This is a genomic window from Paenibacillus cymbidii (genome assembly GCF_004764705.1).
Classification (GTDB): Bacteria; Bacillota; Bacilli; order Paenibacillales; family NBRC-103111; genus Paenibacillus_AN; species Paenibacillus_AN cymbidii.
The window spans coordinates 207,085-225,035 of record NZ_SHLX01000017.1; the positions used below are offsets into that span (position 1 = coordinate 207,085).

Genomic DNA, 17,951 nt, shown 5'->3' on the forward strand with positions numbered 1-17,951 from the left:
GGGCAGCGAGCAGGAATAGGGGGAACGACAGCGAAATGTATACCCAACTATATCGCGGAAGCGCAGCTGCCGGCCGCCGCAGCCGGACAGCATGAGAAAGGGGTACGCATGACGATGGACAAGAAGCTATTGATCGTGGACGATCAGAACGGCATTCGCATTCTGCTGCTCGAAGTTTTCAACACGGAAGGGTACCGCACTTTCGAAGCGCCGAACGGAAAAATCGCACTCGATATCGTACGCCGGGAATCGCCCGACCTTGTGCTGCTCGACATGAAAATTCCCGGTATGGACGGCATTGACATTTTGAAAAATATCAAGCAGATCGATGCTTCGATCAAGGTGATCATGATGACCGCTTACGGCGAGCTGGATCTGATCAAGGAAGCGACCGATCTCGGCGCGCTCATGCATTTCACCAAGCCGTTCGATATCGACGAACTGCGCATCGCGGTCAACCATCAGCTGAAGCATACTGCGCCATCCGCGTTTTAACCCTCCAGTCGGAACAACGGGCGCCGCTGCCGGAAGCGCATGCCGCTTTCGTTAGCGGCGGCTCGTCTTTTTGTGCTATAATGAAGTGATGATCGGTGCAAATCAGCGAAGTAGGCCCGGCGCAAGAGGTAAACTTCATTGCCGATTGAACCTGAGAAGCGGTTCAATGCGGTAATAGTCGTTATGATTGAGTAGACATAATTCGGGAGGATCAGAAGCCATGCCATTAGTTTCAATGAACGAATTTTTACCGAAGGCGAAGGCCAAGAAGTTCGCCGTCGGGCAATTCAACATGAACAATCTTGAATTCGCGCAAGCAATTATGCAAGCGGCCCTGGAGCTGAAATCGCCGTTTATTTACGGTGTCAGCGAGGGTGCGATTAAGTATATGGGCATCGAGTTCACCGTTGCGATCGCCGAAGCGGCCGCCAAGAAGTCCGGCCTGCCGATCGCGCTTCATCTCGACCACGGCAGCAGCTTCGAAGTCGCAATGAAATGTATCCGCGCCGGCTTCAGTTCGGTCATGTTCGACGGCTCGCACCACGGCTTCGAAGACAACATCCGCCTGACCAAGGAAGTCGTCAAGGCCGCTCGCGCCATGGGCGTATCGGTGGAAGGCGAGCTCGGCACGATCGGCGGCGTGGAGGACGACATCAGCGTCGACGAAGAGGATGCGAACCTGGCGAAGCCGGAAGAAGCGATTCGCTTCTACGAAGAAACCGGCGTAGATTGCCTGGCGATTGCGGTCGGCACCGCACACGGCATGTATGCCGGCGAGCCGAACATCCGCTTCGACATCATCGAAAAAGTGTCGGCGGCGATCCCGGTGCCGGTTGTGCTGCATGGCGGTTCCGGCGTGCCGGACGAGATGATCCGCAAGGCGATTGAGGCCGGCGTAGGCAAAATCAACGTCAACACGGAAAATCAAGTAGCTTGCACCGAAACGATCCGCAGCGTACTTGCCAAAGACGCGAAAGTTTACGATCCTCGCAAATATTTGACCCCTGCCCGTCAAGCCATGGTCGATGTCGTCAAATCCAAAATTGAATTGTTCGGCAGCGCCAATCAGGCGTAAGCAAGCGGTTTAAGCTCCAAGCGGGAAAGCATCGGAGAGGGTGCTTTCCCTTTCCTGCGAGGTTGCCTTTCCGGCGGTGTCGCCATGTCTTCGCAGGGAATAAGGAAAGCGAAACCGTTTCTTCTTGCAGCGTAGGGGGAAAATAGGGACACATGGAAAAACTGTTGGTAGCAGGCGGAAAGCCGCTCAGAGGCACCGTGCCGATCAGCGGCGCCAAAAACAGCGCGGTTGCGCTCATTCCCGCCGCGATTTTGGCGGAGTCGACGGTGATACTGGACAATTTGCCGGCGCTTAGCGACGTCGAGACGTATATGACGCTGCTTGGCGAGCTCGGCGCGGTCGTAAGCCGCCAGGGGGATCAGATGACGATCGACCCGAGCGCGGTGCGTTCCGCTCCGATGCCGAACGGCAACGTGAAGAAACTGCGCGCGTCGTATTATTTGATGGGCGCGCTGCTCGGCCGTTTCGGCGAAGCGGTTATCGGGCTGCCGGGCGGCTGCAATTTCGAGCCGCGTCCGATCGATCAGCATATCAAAGGATTCGAAGCGCTCGGCGCCAGGGTAAGCAACGAGTATGGCGCGATTCACATTCGCGCGAGCAAGCTGAAGGGCGCGAAGATATACCTGGACGTCGTCAGCGTTGGGGCGACGATTAACATCATGCTGGCTGCCACGCGGGCAAGCGGCATCACCATTATCGAAAATGCGGCCAAAGAGCCTGAGATTATAGATGTGGCGACATTGCTGAACGCCATGGGCGCCAAAATCAAGGGAGCCGGCACAGAGACGATCCGCATCGAAGGCGTCGACTCGCTCAGCGGCTGCCGGCATTCGATTATCCCCGACCGCATTCAGGCGGCGACTTACATGATTGCGGCGGCGGCAACCCGCGGCGATGTGACGGTCGACTGCGTGATCCCGAAGCATTTGGAGGCCGTCACTGCGAAGCTGCAGGAAATGGGTGTCCATATCTATGAGATGGACGAATCGATTCGCGTCGTAGGGCAACGCGATTACGAGAGCATCGACGTCAAGGCGCTCGTTTACCCCGGCTTCGCCACCGACATTCAATCGCCGATGATCAGCTTGCTGACGCAAACGAACGGCATCAGCCTGTTGACCGACTATGTGTACAGCAACCGGTTCAGCCATATTCCCGAGCTGCAGCGCATGGGCGCGCGAATCAAGGTGGAAGGCCGATCGGCGATCATCGAAGGCAGTCGGCTGAACGCAGCAAAGGTAAGGGCGACGGATTTGCGGGCAGGAGCGTCGCTGGTCGTAGCCGGGCTCGCCGTGCCTGACGGCGTGACCGAAATTTCCGGCGTGGAGTTCATCGATCGCGGCTACGATCGGCTGGTCGCGAATTTGACGGAGCTCGGCGCGGAAATATGGCGGGAGAAAGAATAGATTGCAAGAGAACGGGCATGAATAGGTAATAAAAATATGATGATCTGGTGGTAGATCGTATGGAAAATTTGCAGCTCGCGCAGTTGGAAGCACAGAAGCTAACGGAATTATACAAACTGGCCAAAAACTATCAGATCGTCGCCTACAACAAGATGAACAAAAAAGAGCTGATGTTCGCCATCCTGCGTGCCCAGGCAGAGAAGAGCGGGCTCATGTTCATGGAGGGCGTGCTCGATATTTTGCAGGAAGGCTTCGGCTTCCTGCGGCCGATCAATTATTTGCCCAGCTCCGAAGACATTTACATCTCGGCGTCGCAGATTCGCAAATTCGATTTGCGATCGGGCGATGTCGTCTCCGGCAAATGCCGGCCGCCCAAAGAGAACGAGCGCTATTTCGGCCTGCTGCAGGTGGAAGCGGTCAACGGCGAGAAGCCGGAGACGGCCGCCGAACGGCTTCACTTCCCGGCTCTCACCCCTCTCTTTCCGCAGAAGAAGATCGTACTCGAGAATGTCCCAACCCATTTGGCAACGCGCATCATGGACTTGCTCAGCCCGGTCGGCTTCGGCCAACGCGGCTTGATCGTCGCTCCTCCCAAAGCGGGCAAAACGCTGCTCCTCAAGGAAATCGCCAATAGCATCGCGGCCAATTATCCGGATGTCGAGCTGTTCGTGCTATTGATCGACGAACGTCCCGAAGAAGTGACGGACATGCAGCGTTCGGTCAAAGGGGAAGTCGTCGCGTCGACGTTCGACGAATTGCCGGAGAACCACATCAAGGTGGCCGAGCTTGTGCTGGAGCGGGCCATGCGGCTTGTGGAGCACAAGAAGGACGTCGTTATTTTGCTCGACTCGATCACGCGTCTGGCACGGGCGTACAATCTGGTTATCCCGCCGTCGGGACGCACGTTGTCGGGCGGGATCGATCCGGCGGCGTTCCACCGGCCGAAGCGGTTTTTCGGCGCGGCGCGGAATATCGAAGAAGGCGGCAGCCTGACGATTCTGGCGACGGCGCTGATCGAAACCGGTTCGCGGATGGACGACGTTATTTACGAAGAGTTCAAAGGCACCGGCAATCTCGAGCTGCATCTGGACCGCCGGCTGGCGGAGCGCCGCATCTTCCCGGCGATCGACATTCGCCGCTCGGGCACGCGCCGCGAAGAAATGCTGCTGACGAAGGAAGAGCTCGACAAGCTGTGGGCGGTGCGCAAAAACATGCAGGAATCGCATGAGTTCACCGACGCCTTCATCCGCAAATTTGCCGAATCGAAAACGAACGTGGAGTTTCTGGAGACGCTGGAAACGAACCTTAACGGCAACAACAGCAACAAGCGGGTGAAGAGCAGTTCCGTCTCCTGACGGATCGCAGGGAGCAGGAACCATGAATTTCGTTTATGCCGACAAGGAAGGCAACGTTTACGACCATCCCGACTATCTGGCGCTTGGGCGCAGCGCGGACATGATTACGGAGCTGCTGGAGGACGAGTTGATCCCGCTGCCGGAAGGAGCGACGCTCGTCAGCCTGCCGGATACGCGCGCCGTCTACCTCGACCCGGACAGCGGCGAGATGCGCCCGTTCGACAGCGCGTATACCGCCGTGGGCGCGCTGCTTCCGCAAGGGTATACGCGGCTGCTGCTGCCGGGGTACATCAAGGCGGACAAGACGAAGTCGCTGCCGCTGTTCGGCTACACCGCGGTCGTCTGGAAGGACGGCGGCTTTCATGCGGCGGCGCGGCTGACCGACGATCCGGAGCGGTGGAACCCGCGCAATTGCGACGTCGCCGAGCTGGAGCTGCAGGTGGAGCGGCTGGTCGCCAAGTATCCGGAGAACCGGCTGTACCAGCACCTCAGCAACTGCGCGCTCGGCTACGAATGCCTGACGGCGTCGAACACGTTCCTGCAGCGGTGGGAAGGCGCCGTGCCGGTATCATATTCGTGCAACGCCGGCTGCTTCGGCTGCATCTCGGAGCAGCCCGACGACAGCGGCTTCCCTGCGCCGCAGACGCGCATGAATTTCAAGCCGAAGGTAGACGAAATCGTCGAGATCATGCTGGAGCATTTGCGCGGACCGGACAGCATCATCAGCTTCGGCCAAGGCTGCGAAGGCGAACCGTCCACGCAGGCGGCGCTGATCGTGCCGGCGATGCGGAAGGTGCGCGAGATCACCGACGTAGGCTTCATCAATATCAATACGAACGCGGGGCTGACCGATCATATCCGCGGCATCGTCGATGCGGGACTGAACCTGATGCGGGTCAGCACGATCAGCGCGCTAGACGACCATTACAACGCGTATTACAGGCCGCGCGGCTATACGCTGAAGAATGTCGAGAGGTCGTTGCGGTATGCCGCCGACAAAGGTGTCGTTACGTCGATCAACTACCTCATCTTCCCCGGCGTCACCGACCGAGAAGAGGAGATCGAGGCGATGATCGAGTTCGCGCGGCGCACCGACCTGAAGCTGATTCAGATGCGCAATCTGAACATCGATCCGGAAGCGTATCTGAACATCATCCCGAAGGCGCAAGGCGACATTCTGGGCATGGGCCAAATGATCGACATTTTCCGCGAGGAGCTGCCCCATGTCGTGATCGGTTCGTATACCCATGTGCCGTCCGACATCGTCGGCAGCGACCGCCGATAGCCGCCCATAACCGCCGATAAATTGCAGGTTGCATCAGACGCGGTTAAGGTGATATAATGCCATCACGTGTCCATTTAACTCTGGTCGACGAACTGACCAGGGCGGAGAGAGGTGAAAGAAATGAAAACTGCAATCCAACCGAAATATCATGTGGCAACCGTGACTTGCGCTTGCGGCAATACGTTTGAATCGGGCTCGGTTAAACCGAACCTGCGCGTCGAAATTTGCTCGGCTTGCCATCCGTTCTTCACCGGCAAACAGAAATTCATCGATGCTGGCGGCCGTGTCGATAAGTTCAAGAAGAAGTACGGCATCTAAGCGAAGCGAATACGAAATCCTCTCTTGGGCCACATTAATGGCCTAAGGGGGGATTTTTTATGTTCGCCAAGCGTATTGCCGCCATAGTTGCCGCTGCCGCGCTGCTCGTCTCGCTGGCTGCCTGCGGCCATTCCTCGTCTTCCGCGCCGAATGCAAGCCCCGGCAAGACCAAGGCGTATGCCAACGACGGCATGCTCGGCACCTCGCAATCGAACCCGAACTTGCCGACTAACGAAACGTACCACACGTATACGGCGGATACCCAGCTGATCAAGGACACGCTGGCCCGCATCTCCGGCATTCGCAAGTCGACCATCGTGCTTAACGGGCCGAATGTCTTCGTGACGCTGGATTTGGAGGACGCGACGCCGATCGAGGAAGCGATGCGGATCAAGGCCGACGCGCAGCAGCAGGTAAGCCGCATGATGCCGCGTTACAATGTCAAGGTAAGGGTAAACAAGTCCGGCATCTTTCAGCGGTGACGGTCCGACGGCGGGTTGCCAAAGCCTGCCGTCGGTTGCTATTTGCCTGGTGATCGGCTATACTTAGTTTTGCCGTGCTAGACGGGGAGGTAGCGGTGCCCTGTAACCTGCAATCCGCTATAGCGGGGTTGAATTCCTGCTAGAGGTCTTGTTGATGTGAGGTCTGGTATCTGTACGCAGTGTTGACAGTCGGGTCCTTCGCAATGAAACCTTGTGAACCCGGTCAGGTCCGGAAGGAAGCAGCCGTAAGCAAGATGTTTCATGTGCCGGGGGGCAGCCTGGCTCGAGCTAAACGGCAGGGGTGCCGCTTGGATCGCAACGATCAATAGCAGGTGCACGGTTCCTGCTCGAATTAATAGTGACGTCTCGAACCATTATTGAGGTTGGGACGTTTTTTTGTTTTAGGGACAGGACAACATGTATGCGTTTTCTCCAATCCGGGTAGGGTGTGATATTCTATCACATCGACAGCGGCGGAAAGGCGGGAAACGCAAGTTTTTGCGCAGAATGGGAAGGAAAAGCCCAATAAAGGGAGAATGTTTATATTTGTAAACTCCGACACTTTTTCAACTGGGAGGGAAACCGGATTGTCAGTCCCGAACATAGTTACCATTCTGCTGCGCTTCTCTCTGGAACAATTAAATGCATACATAAATATGTGTCCGTCTGCCATTCTGGTCGTCGATTCGAATGGACGCATTACCTTGTGCAATGCCGAATTGAATCGCAGGCTTGGTCTCCGGGATGACGAGATTGCCGGTCGAACCGTAAGAGATGCTTTTGGAGTGCAGGAAGAGATGGACCTGCTTGCTTCCCGCTGTACGCAGGCGGTTGCCGATAATATACCCGGCCCGGTCATCACGCTGTTGGCGTCGAACGGGGCGTCGCTTTCCGGCCCGATCTTCATCGTGCCGTACGAACTGAAGGGCCACGATACGCCGTATTATTTGATTGTTGTCCTGGAAGACGGCACGCTGCGGGGCCCCCACCTGCTGCAGCGTTTCGCCGGAACGTTCATGCAGGATTTGAGCATGGGCGTCATGCTGCTCGACACCGGGTTCACGCTGGTCGATATCAACGAGATGGCGTGCCGGGTGCTTGGCTTCAAGCGCGAGGATATCATCCGCAAGCCGATGGAGGACGTATTCGCCGCCGTGCCGCTCGAATACCGGCTCGTGCAGCGAACGATTCTGGACGGCGTCGTTTTGCGCAATCATGCGATTTCCTGGATGAACAACCAGGAGGAGCGCTACGATTTGTTGCTCGACACGAATGTGTTGCGCGACGAGGAAGGCCGCATCGTGGGCGCCTACTTGATTTTCAAGGATGTCAGCAACCTTCGCTCGCTGGAGGAGCAAGTGCAGCGCAGCGACAGGCTGGCCATGATCGGCCAGATTGCGGCGGGCACGGCGCACGAAATCCGCAACCCGCTTACGTCGATCAAAGGCTTTCTCCAGGTGCTCAAAAATACGTTCCACGAGAAGGAGATGGACAAGGAGCACAGCTATACCGAAATCATGCTGACCGAGATCGATCGGATCAACGAGCTGGTCAGCGAGTTTCTGCTTCTTTCCAAGCGCAAAATCGTTACCTTCGACGAAGTGCACATCTCCCACGTGCTCAAGGAAATTTTGCCGATTATCGAAAATGAGGCGATTCTGCACAACGTCACCGTGCATTACGACGATTCGGTGCACGCGATGCCGAAAGTGATCGCCGACCGCAAGCTGCTCAAGCAAGTGTTCCTTAATATTTGCAAAAACGGCATCGAAGCGATGGTGTCCGGCGGCAAACTGACCATCTGCGAAAAAGTCGATTACGAGGAGCGCAAGGTGCACGTGGAAATCCACGACACCGGGCCGGGGATCCCGAACTTCGTCATCGACAAAATTTTCGACCCTTTCTTCACGACCAAAGAAAACGGCACCGGCCTCGGCTTGTCGGTATGTCAGCGCATCGTCCATGATATGGGAGGGAATATTCGCGTATCGTCCAAAGGGTTCGGCACGACTTTCGCGGTGTGCATTCCGTTCCCGTAAGTGCCCCATAGGAAGGCGACAAGGGAGAATCCGCCGGGTTCTCCCTTCTTGCTGCCTCTCTCCGGACCTCACCCGCGTGCAGGAGCCTGCGCCGATTGTCCCGCCGCCCTTCAACGGCGGGGCCGCTTATAGTATAATGAGGAGAACCACAGGATGGGCAAGATCGGCGAAAGCCGCAGAGGGGACAATATGGCGCACATTGCATGGTACCGCTCTTGGCGCTCGCAGGCGTTCCGGGAGATGGTCGGACAACAGCATATTATACAGACGCTGCAGAACGCCTTGAAGGAGCAGCGGTTGGCGCACGCTTACCTGTTCAGCGGGCCGCGGGGCACGGGCAAGACGAGCGCCGCCAAAATATTGGCCAAAGCGGTCAACTGCCTGAACGGACCGGCGGCAGAGCCTTGCAACGAATGTTCGGCGTGCTTGCGGATCACCGAAGGCTCCGTCATGGACGTGGTCGAAATCGATGCGGCGTCCAACCGCGGCGTCGAAGAGATTCGCGACATCCGCGACAAGGTGAAGTACGCGCCGACGGAAGTCCGGCAGAAGGTGTATATCATCGACGAAGTGCACATGCTGACGACGGAAGCGTTCAACGCACTGCTGAAGACGCTCGAGGAGCCGCCGGCGCACGTGATGTTCGTGCTGGCGACGACCGAGCCGCACAAGCTGCCGGCGACGATCATATCGCGCTGCCAGCGCTTCGATTTCCGCCGCGTCGCGTTGGAGGAGCAGGTCGAGCGGCTGGCGCTGATCTGCCGCGAGGAAGGCGTCGACGCCGATCGCGACGCGCTGCAGCTGATCGCGCGGCTGTCGGACGGCGGCATGCGCGACGCGATCAGCCTGCTCGACCAGACGGCTGCGTTCGCGGGCGGCCGCATCGCTTACGCCGACGTCGTGTCGATGACGGGCGGCATGGCGGCCGACCAGTTCGCCAAGCTGGCCGAGGCGATCAAGGACAAGGACGTCGGCCGGGCGCTGCAGCTGATCGACGAACTGATGCAGGAAGGCAAAAGCGCGGACAAGTGCATGGAAAGCTTGATCCTGTTTTTCCGCGACTTGCTGCTGATCAAGTTGGTGCCGAATTCGCAGGCGGTAACGGACCGCATCCTCGATGTGTCCGGCTTTGCCGGCATTACGGCTGCGTTCGCCAACGACGAGTTGTTCGCATTGATCGACACGCTCAATAAGTATCAGGTCGAAATGAAATATGCGGCACAGCCGCAGACGTTGTTCGAAGTGGCCGTGATGAAAATTTGCAGCGCCAGCGAAGAAGCGGCGCCGGCCGCGGCCGATGCCGTACGCGCGCCAACGCCCGCCGGCGGAGCGCAGGTTGCCGCGGCGGCGGATGCCGGCGAAGTGGCGCGATTGCAGCAGCGGCTGCAGCAAGTGGAGCGGCAGCTCGCGCAGCTGGCGCAGCAGCAAGCGTCCGGCGGCGGCGCGGCAGGCGCGGCCGGCGGTACAGCCGCGCCGCGGGCTGCGGCTGCCCCGGCGGCGCCCGCGGCGGCCTTGCGGCGCTCGGGCGTGAAGCTGGACGCCTACCTCAAGGGCAAGGACAGCCCGCTGTTCCGGCAGGCGATGGGCAAGTGGGGCCAGGTGCTGGCGCAGGTGAAGGAGCAGAAGGTGACCGTTCATGCCTGGCTCATGAACGGCGAGCCCGTGTCGTTCGACAGCGACACGATGCTGCTGGCGTTCAAGAACGCGATCCATCGCGAAACGACGGAGAAGCCGGACAACCGGCAGCTCATCGAGCAGGTCATGTCGGCGGTATTCGGCCATCCGACCAAGCTTGCGACAGTGATGCAGAAGGAATGGAACGACGCGGCGGCCGTGTCCGCAGCGGAGCCGGAGGTGCTGCAGCCTACGCCGGATGAGCCGGACCGCGCCGCTGACGAGTTGGTGACCGGCGCCCTGTCGCTGTTCGGCGAGCAGTTGGTCAAGGTGACTGACGAGTAGAGCGCGGGCGGCTGTCAATCGATATACATTCAAAGGAGACGAATGCGATGAATAACATGAACCAGATGATGAAGCAAGTGAAGAAGATGCAGGAGCAGATGCTGAAGGCGCAGGAGGAGCTCGGCGGCAAAACGGTCGAAGGCACCGCGGGCGGCGGCGTGGTCACCGTCACGGCGAACGGGCACAAAAAGATCATGAGCATCGTCATCAAGCCGGAAGCGGTCGACCCGGACGATGTCGACATGCTGCAGGATCTGGTATTGACAGCGGTCAATGACGCGATTACGAAAGCCGACGAGCTCGCGAACAAAGACATGGGCAAGTTTACCGGCGGCATGAAGCTGCCGGGGCTGTTCTAAACTATTTGAGAAGAGGCAACAAGCTTGTACTATCCCGAACCGATCGCCAAATTGATCGACTCGTTCACGCGCCTGCCCGGCATCGGTCCGAAAACCGCGGGCAGGCTGGCGTTTCACGTCCTCCGCATGAAAGAAGAAGACGTGCTCGAATTCGCCAAGTCGCTCGTCAACGTGAAGCGCAATTTGCACTACTGTTCCGTCTGCTGCAACATCACGGACATCGACCCTTGCCGCATATGCCAGGACAAGAGCCGGGACGGCGCCGTCATCTGCGTCGTGCAGGAGCCGAAGGACTTGGTGGCAATGGAGCGGACGAAGGAATTTCACGGCTATTATCATGTGCTGCACGGAGCCATCTCCCCGATGGAGGGGATCGGTCCCGACGAAATTTACATCGCCGAGCTGCTCAAGCGGCTGGGCGACGAGCAAGTGCAGGAACTGATTCTGGCGACCAATCCGAACATTGAAGGCGAAGCGACGGCAATGTATTTGTCGCGGCTCGTCAAGCCGTTCGGGCTCAAGGTGACGCGCATCGCGCACGGCTTGCCGGTAGGCGGCGATCTCGAATACGCCGACGAAGTGACGTTGACCAAGGCGCTGGAAGGCCGCCGCGAGTTATAACGCGACGCGAGCTTCGGCCGTGTGTTTTCCGTGATGCCTATTCCCCGACGCCCCCTTCATGGGGGCGTTTCGGTGTTTATGCCTTCCCATTGACGCCTCCCCGAAAACGCCCTATAATCATACCATCACTGGGATGAGAACGTTTCTCATCCGTATTGTGCCGGATCAATCCAGCACGGGAAAAGGATCCCCCATGACGTTATTTCGCCGCCAGATCGTCCCCGTTCTCGGGGGGCTGCTTCTGATCGGATTTCTGTATATGAGTTGGCGCTGGTTCGACTTCGCCGAATTGAAGAAGCATCTGCTTTTGCTGGTCGCGCATCCGCAGTGGCTGCTGCTGATGGCGGCGGCCTATTGGGGCGCCTTCGTGCTGAAAGCGGCTGCCTGGCGAATGTACGACGGCTCCGGCACCCCCTACCGCATTTACTATCACGGCATCATCTACAGCCTGCTCGTCAACCATTTGCTGCCGCTTAAAGCCGGCGACATCGCCCGCGTCGGCTTTCTGATGCAGCGCGGGCGCCGCACCTGGGACGAGGCGCTTCATTCGGTCGGCGCGATGCGGCTGCTCGATATGCTGGTTCTTGCCGCAATTGCCGGTGTTGGTATCGTGCGGCACGGGTTATCCGCCTCGTGGCTGTGGCTGGCCGTCCTGGCTGCCGCCGTCGTGGCGCTTGCGGCGGGCTACAGGCTTCCGGCTCTTTCCCGGCTGTCGTTCGTGCGCAAGCATCTCGCCCATGCGCACGGCGTTCTGCTCTCGCCAAGCGGCGCGGCGATCGCGCTGCTGGTGGCGGCAAGCTGGCTGCTGGAAGCCGGCGTTCTGTATAGCGTCATGCGTGCGCTCGGCTTGCATTTGCCTGCAGGCTGGCTGGTATGGGCGAACAGCATGACGATTGCCGGCCAAGTGTTTCATGTGACGCCGGGCGGCATCGGCACGTACGAAAGCACGCTGAGCGGCACGCTCGTCTGGCTCGGCATCGATTGGAAAACGGCCTACGCGGCCGCCGTGATGTCGCACCTGTTCAAGTTTGCGTTCGCCTATGTCGCAGGCGCCGTCACGTGGGTCCGCATGCCGGTCCGTCGGTCGGATTGGCGGGCCTGGATGGGGAGAAGCCGCAGAAGCGCGAAGCGGCAAACGGAGTCGGTTGTTGCTACTTCTCAACAGCAGCCTGTTGATAGTGTGGATATTGTGAGTAGTTTAAGCAGTTCGGCTGTGGATAGGTCGGATTGCGGGGATAGATTTCAGAAGGAGAGTGTGGATATTGTCGGCGGTGTGGATAGTTTTCGCGATCAAAATGTGAGTAATGTGGGCGGTGTGGAGGGGTCGGGCGATATTTTCAGAAAAATGTTCACGGAAATGGCAGCTGGAGATGTGGATACTGTGGACAATGTGGACAATAGCAGTGTCGATTCATCCACATTACTCACAGGTGCGCCCGATCTGCGCACCATCGTCGTTTTCCTCCCGGCGCATAATGAAGCGGACAATATTGCGGCCGTCATCGCCCGGATTCCTCGTTTCTTTCACCCGGATTTTCGTGTGAAAGTGCTGGTGATCGACGACGGCTCCCGGGATGCCACCGCAGCGCTGGCATGGGAAGCCGGGGCCGACCGGGTCGTATCGTTTCCGCGCAATCGCGGCCTGGGCGCCGCCGTTCGCGAAGGGCTGGCCGAATGCTGCCGAATGGGAGCGGACGCCGGGCTGATGATCGACGCCGACAACGAATACCCGCCGGAGCAAATTCCCGACGTGCTCGCTCCGATCTTGAGCGGCGCGGCGGACTACACGTTCGGCTCCCGGTTCAAAGGGCGAATTCGCGGCATGAAGCTGCATCGCCGACTGGGCAATTACGCGTTCACGCTGCTGCAGGTTCTGCTGCTGCGCAAGTGGATCAGCGACGGCCAATCCGGCATGCGCGGGTTTTCGCGCGAGGCGATGGAACGTGCGGAAATCAACCATGACTACAATTACGCGCAAGTGCTGACAATCAATTTGCTGCGGCAAGGGTTCCGCTTGGCGGAAGTGCCGATCGCCTATCAGGTGCGGACCAAGGGACAATCGTTCATTAAATTCAGACAGTACGTAACGTCTGTGCTGCCGGCCATCTATCGCGAAATGAGGCGGCGGCCGGTTCGCCGCCGCCGCGAGCCGTAACGACGAAGGGAGGAGGCGGACATGCCGACCGGTCGAAACGTTCTGCAGCTGGGGGCGATGCTGCTCGCATTGGCCGCCGTCGCCGGTTGCGGCTACTTTAGTTTGCGTTACGCCGGCGGCGTGGCGCGCACCTGGGACGAAGTCGATTTTGCGCTGGCGCTGGAGCGGTTCGATCTGCTGGCGATGCAGCCGCATTTTCCCGGTTACCCGTACTTCATTCTAGGCGGCCTGGCGGTCCATCGCTGGATCGCCGACCCGGCCCGCGCGCTGTCGGTATGGAATGCCGTCGCCGCGCTTAGCTCGGCAATTCCGATGGTGCTGCTGGCACGCCGCTGGGGCGGAGGCTGGATGTTCGCTGCGCTGGCGCTGACCGCCCCTTACCTGTGGCTGATGGACGCGCGCCCGATGTCCGAAGGCGCCGGCATCGCCGCCTTGTGGTGGTTTCTGTGGAGCGTAATCCGGGCGATGGAGCAGCCGCGTTCGTGGGCTCGGCATGCCGCGGCGCTGCTGCTGTTCAGCGTGCTGATGGGGGTCCGGCTTTCGTTCTTTCCGTTCGGCCTGGCGCTTGTGCCGCTGTGGGCGGACCGCTTTCGTTTCGGGGGCGAGCGCCGCAAAATGTCGGCGCTGCTTGCCTCCATCGCGTTGACCGGCGTGTTCCAGCTCGTCTGGGTGGCCGGTCTGGCCGCCTCGGAAGGTTCGCCTGCGGGATTCTGGAAGCTGTCGCTCGCGTTCGTGCAGGGGCATTTCTCCGAATGGGGCGGCAGTGTCGTGTCGACGCCGATGCCGCTGGCGGAGCGAATGGTCCGCTTGTTCGGCGACAATCTTGTCTGGCAGGCGCTGCTTGCTCACTCTTTCGCCGCCGGGGCGCTGCTTGTGCTGATCCTCGCGGCGACGGCCGTAGCCCGGCTGTGGCTGAAGCCGCAACCGGCCGCACTTGCGGACGACCCGCGCGGCGCCGCGAATCGCCGCTTCGCCCGCTGGCTGGCCGCTTGTGTCCTGTTCTACGCCCTGTGGGCGCTGCTCGGCCAAAATATCGAAAAGCCGCGCCACATCGCACCGCTCGTCGGGCCGCTGCTTTTCTTCGTGTATGCGGCGGTCGCGCGCACGTTTGCCGCATTGCGGGAGGTGCCGCCGCAAGCTCGTTTGCGCTTCATGGCGATCGCCTTGCACATGCTGCTGCCGCTGCTGCTTGCCGTACAGTTCGTCCAGGGCGCCGCGCTGCTGAAACGGCAAGCCGTGGAACAGCCGGCGATATTCCAACTGCACGACTATTTGCGCCGCTTGCCGGAGCCGTTCGTGCTCTATACATGGGAAGAAACGCGCGTACTCGGGTATTTGCATGCCGCCTACGAGCACGACCGGATCTATACCTATGCGCGCTTCCTGGCGGCCGTCGAGGCGCAGCCCGCCCGCCGCGTGCTGCTAACCGACCATGTGCTGCAAGGGTTTGCCGATCAGGGCGTCGACTGGCGCGAACATGCGACGAAGCTGGCGACGTTCAGCGCCGATCCGCTTTTTGACCCGGCTTATGCCGAGATTGAGCTTTACGAATGGAAGCGATAATGCAGGTGCGATGAAAAAAGGATTGACGCCCATTTTGATAATCATTATCATTTTTCATGAATCATTGATCTTGTTGCCAGAGGTGCCTGGATGAGAAAAACGTTATTAATTGGAATGCTCGCTCTGCTATTTGCCGTTTGTGCAGTGCCGCTGCAGGTATTTGCTTATTCCTACGGCGACGCGAACACAGACGAAGTAGCCGAGACGTATAAGCTGATCGACGCGGCATTGGCGGGCGGTTCGCCCAATTGGAAAGCGGCGGAAGACGCCTACAAGGAACGCCGGTCGGAAATATCGTCGCACTTCGGCGAGCCGGTAGCCGCGACGCTCGATGCCAATTTTCAGAAAAAGGATGCCGCGCTGACCGTCGCCAACTTCAAGGCCGTGCTCGTCATGAACCTGGATCGCCGGTTCACTTATGCGCTGCAAGGCATCAGCGACTATGCGGCGACGAAGCTGCTGCTGGCCAAAGCGAGGGCGACCTTCGATGCGCTCGCGCCTTATGTCGGCGACAAGAAGGCGACGGTGGAGCAGGCTTTTGAGGCGGCGCTTGAATCGCTTGGCAATCCGGGGCTGTTTGGCGTCGGCAAAAAAGAGGCCCAACCCGATATTTTTAAGGAGAAGGTCAATTTTATTTACGGTCAGATGGTTCCGCTGTTTCCGTACCAGGCCAGCGGGAGTGTTTCCGCAGCCCCGGTACAAACGCAAGCTCCGGCAACGGCGCCTTCCGCCGCTGCCGTGGATGAAACGACTGCCCACGCCGCCATGGAGCGAACGAACAAAACGAATCCATGGGTCACTGTCGTCGTCGTAGGCGCCGTCGTTGTTGTCGGCGGAGCGCTATGGTTCGCCCGTCGCAAGAAATGGATCTGATCCCTGGTAAAGGATGAACGAGGCATGGATCTGCAGGCATTCCTGATTACTTTTCGCGAAGCGCTGGAAGCAATATTGATCGTCGGCGTCATTCTAACTTATCTGACCCGGGTGGAGCAGACGCGCTTTCACAAGTGGGTTTGGTCGGGCGTGGTACTGGCGATTGCGGCCAGCTACGGCGTGGCGCTGTTGTTCCAGATCGTTCTGACGGGCTTTGCCGCGATGGGCAGCCAGAACTATTTGAAAATCGGCATCATGCTCGTCTCGTCCGGGCTGCTGACGCATATGATCCTGTTCATGAACAAGCAGAACCGGGATATGCAGGGCAAGGTGCAAAGCCGCATCGCCGAAATTTTGACGATTGGCGGCGTGCTGAACATGATCGTTCACTCCTTTCTCGTCGTGGTGCGGGAAGGGGTGGAGACGGTGTTCTTTTTCGCCGCGATTACCGGCGGGGATATCGGGAAGGCGCTGCAAAGCTGGGGGGCGCTGATCGGGCTGCTGCTGGCCTGTGCCATCGGCGTTTTGTTCTTCAAGGGGACCAAACGGGTGAAGCTCGGCACGTTCTTCAAAGCGACAAGCATCTTGCTGACGATGATTTCGGCCGGTTTGCTGGTGCAGGCGATCGGCATCATGCAGGATATCGGCCTTATGGGCACGGTGTATCGCACGGCAGGCGGTCAATTTGGCGAAGTGTACAACATCACCTGGTTGATGCCCGAGCATCCGGTCGACGAGATCCAGTACATTCGCGATACGGGCCATCACCCGCTGATCAATGGGCAGGTGGGCATTTTCTTCCGAGCGTTTCTCGGCTATACGCAAAATCCTTCTGTAGAGGAGTTTCTGTTTTATTGGGGGTACTATTTGCTCGTTTTCGTGCTGCTTGCCCGGCAGCGGCGGCAACGCGAACGGGAAGCCGCGGCGGCGATGCGGGCGGGCCGTTGAATTTGGCGTCGTCCAGCAGGTCCCGGTTCCCCGGATGCGGGGGGCCGGGGCTTTGTTGTTTTTCGAGGCCCCGCTTTCGAAGCAGATCTCCACTTTGAGTTTTTTTGTTCGGGCCAAGCCGGTTCTAAACGGCTCTTCTTCTCTATATGTATAGCATAAGATGCTTTTCATAGACGGGAGCGGGGCTGGCGATGGGCATATTCAGGCGGTTGACGCGATTGCGCCGGGATGGCGGGGACACGACGCAATCGAAACGCGTGCTGTACGAGCAGATCCATGCCGCGCATGCCGATTGGGAAGTCGCGTTTCAGCGACTGGATTGGGCGGTGCAGCAAGATGAGATCGACTATGCGATTTTTGCTTTGGAAGCCGCCGAGAAACGGTTCGAAATGCTGCTTCGCCAGGCAAAGCAGTATACATGGGAGTCTTGGGAACATCACGAGATGAGGCCGCTTCCGGTCCAGGTCACATTTACGAAGGAGGGGTAAAGTTGCATACCTTGTGGTGGGCGATGTTTATCGTTTCCGCGTCGTTTCTCGTGTTGCTGCTGCTCAGGCGGCGACATTCGGCAAGATGGCTGGCCTATGTCGGGATGAATGCAGTGTTTGCCGCGCTGCTGCTGTATGCGGTGAATTGGCTGGGGGCGGGGTACGATTTTCAGATTCCGATCAACGCTGTCACTGTGGCATCCGTAGGCATTCTGGGCGTGCCGGGATTGCTGATGCTGGCGGCGGTGAAGCTGACGTTAGTATCGTAGGAGGCAGCCATTGGACGGAGAAAAAAATTCCTCGATATTTCGCGAAAAATAACGTTGACTTCGATTTGTGGGCTGTGCTATATTATTAAAGTCGCCTTTGGGGCTGACGCGCAAGACGGTAAGACAAGCAAGCCTCATTGCCCTTTGAAAACTGAACAACGAGTGAGCAAGCAACAGCGATCTTCGGATCGTAAGCTAGTGTTTTGAAGAGCAAGTTCGAACTACCTTTATGGAGAGTTTGATCCTGGCTCAGGACGAACG

17 protein-coding genes, 1 other RNA gene and 2 pseudogenes are annotated in these 17,951 nt (G+C 58.8%); all 20 read left to right on the forward strand.

Annotated elements, in window-relative coordinates; all coding sequences use genetic code 11:
* Nucleotides 1-114: 114 nt before the first annotated feature.
* The 20 genes and pseudogenes from EXY20_RS23020 to EXY20_RS23105 all read left to right on the forward strand — a co-directional run bounded on the left by EXY20_RS23020 (nt 115) and on the right by EXY20_RS23105 (nt 17,690).
* Nucleotides 115-495 (forward strand): response regulator, encoded by a 381-nt coding sequence (locus EXY20_RS23020; protein ID WP_135554488.1) that lies wholly within the window; start codon nt 115-117, stop codon nt 493-495.
* A 220-nt stretch (nt 496-715) separates the two neighbouring features.
* A complete protein-coding gene (gene fba, locus EXY20_RS23025) occupies nt 716-1,570 on the forward strand; it encodes a class II fructose-1,6-bisphosphate aldolase (RefSeq protein ID WP_135554458.1) in 855 nt (284 codons plus the stop codon).
* A gap of 152 nt (nt 1,571-1,722) precedes the next feature.
* Nucleotides 1,723-2,976 carry a UDP-N-acetylglucosamine 1-carboxyvinyltransferase gene (locus tag EXY20_RS23030; RefSeq protein ID WP_135554459.1) on the forward strand — a complete coding sequence of 418 codons (1,254 nt, stop codon included), beginning with the start codon at nt 1,723-1,725 and terminating at the stop codon, nt 2,974-2,976.
* Between the two features lie 59 nt (nt 2,977-3,035).
* Nucleotides 3,036-4,331, forward strand: coding sequence for a transcription termination factor Rho (gene rho / locus EXY20_RS23035; protein WP_135554460.1), 1,296 nt, complete (start codon nt 3,036-3,038; stop codon nt 4,329-4,331).
* A 22-nt stretch (nt 4,332-4,353) separates the two neighbouring features.
* Nucleotides 4,354-5,616: a radical SAM protein gene (locus tag EXY20_RS23040; RefSeq protein ID WP_135554461.1), complete on the forward strand. Its 1,263-nt coding sequence runs from the start codon at nt 4,354-4,356 to the stop codon at nt 5,614-5,616.
* Nucleotides 5,617-5,736: 120 nt separating this feature from the next.
* Entirely contained in the window at nt 5,737-5,934 is a 198-nt protein-coding gene (gene rpmE, locus EXY20_RS23045; RefSeq protein ID WP_135554462.1) for a 50S ribosomal protein L31, read from the forward strand.
* Nucleotides 5,935-5,993: 59 nt separating this feature from the next.
* Nucleotides 5,994-6,416: a hypothetical protein gene (locus EXY20_RS23050; protein ID WP_135554463.1), complete on the forward strand. Its 423-nt coding sequence runs from the start codon at nt 5,994-5,996 to the stop codon at nt 6,414-6,416.
* Between the two features lie 72 nt (nt 6,417-6,488).
* An RNA gene (gene ffs, locus EXY20_RS23055) (signal recognition particle sRNA large type) lies at nt 6,489-6,756 on the forward strand.
* A 196-nt stretch (nt 6,757-6,952) separates the two neighbouring features.
* A pseudogene (locus tag EXY20_RS40690) lies at nt 6,953-7,219 on the forward strand (PAS domain S-box protein); the annotation flags it as partial.
* Nucleotides 7,220-7,432: 213 nt separating this feature from the next.
* On the forward strand, nt 7,433-8,455 hold the full coding sequence (locus EXY20_RS23060; RefSeq protein ID WP_407944934.1) for an ATP-binding protein: 1,023 nt from the start codon (nt 7,433-7,435) through the stop codon (nt 8,453-8,455).
* A gap of 189 nt (nt 8,456-8,644) precedes the next feature.
* Nucleotides 8,645-10,414, forward strand: coding sequence for a DNA polymerase III subunit gamma/tau (gene dnaX, locus EXY20_RS23065; protein WP_135554489.1), 1,770 nt, complete (start codon nt 8,645-8,647; stop codon nt 10,412-10,414).
* A 47-nt stretch (nt 10,415-10,461) separates the two neighbouring features.
* Entirely contained in the window at nt 10,462-10,773 is a 312-nt protein-coding gene (locus EXY20_RS23070) for a YbaB/EbfC family nucleoid-associated protein (protein WP_135554465.1), read from the forward strand.
* A gap of 24 nt (nt 10,774-10,797) precedes the next feature.
* The gene (recR, locus tag EXY20_RS23075; RefSeq protein WP_135554466.1) at nt 10,798-11,394 is read left to right on the forward strand and encodes a recombination mediator RecR; all 597 of its coding nucleotides are present in this window, start codon (nt 10,798-10,800) and stop codon (nt 11,392-11,394) included.
* A 193-nt stretch (nt 11,395-11,587) separates the two neighbouring features.
* A pseudogene (locus tag EXY20_RS39990) lies at nt 11,588-12,433 on the forward strand (lysylphosphatidylglycerol synthase transmembrane domain-containing protein); the annotation flags it as partial.
* A gap of 402 nt (nt 12,434-12,835) precedes the next feature.
* Nucleotides 12,836-13,549 (forward strand): glycosyltransferase family 2 protein, encoded by a 714-nt coding sequence (locus EXY20_RS39995; protein WP_235886160.1) that lies wholly within the window; start codon nt 12,836-12,838, stop codon nt 13,547-13,549.
* Nucleotides 13,550-13,570: 21 nt separating this feature from the next.
* Entirely contained in the window at nt 13,571-15,112 is a 1,542-nt protein-coding gene (locus EXY20_RS23085; RefSeq protein WP_135554468.1) for a nucleoporin-interacting protein, read from the forward strand.
* Between the two features lie 90 nt (nt 15,113-15,202).
* Complete coding sequence (locus EXY20_RS23090) at nt 15,203-15,985, forward strand: hypothetical protein (protein ID WP_135554469.1); 783 nt, start codon at nt 15,203-15,205, stop codon at nt 15,983-15,985.
* A 24-nt stretch (nt 15,986-16,009) separates the two neighbouring features.
* Nucleotides 16,010-16,933, forward strand: a complete 924-nt coding sequence (locus tag EXY20_RS23095) for an FTR1 family iron permease (protein WP_135554470.1) — start codon at nt 16,010-16,012, stop codon at nt 16,931-16,933.
* Nucleotides 16,934-17,124: 191 nt separating this feature from the next.
* Nucleotides 17,125-17,421 (forward strand): DUF2508 family protein, encoded by a 297-nt coding sequence (locus tag EXY20_RS23100; RefSeq protein ID WP_135554471.1) that lies wholly within the window; start codon nt 17,125-17,127, stop codon nt 17,419-17,421.
* Between the two features lie 2 nt (nt 17,422-17,423).
* On the forward strand, nt 17,424-17,690 hold the full coding sequence (locus EXY20_RS23105) for a pro-sigmaK processing inhibitor BofA family protein (RefSeq protein WP_207671323.1): 267 nt from the start codon (nt 17,424-17,426) through the stop codon (nt 17,688-17,690).
* The last annotated feature ends 261 nt before the right edge of the window (nt 17,691-17,951 follow it).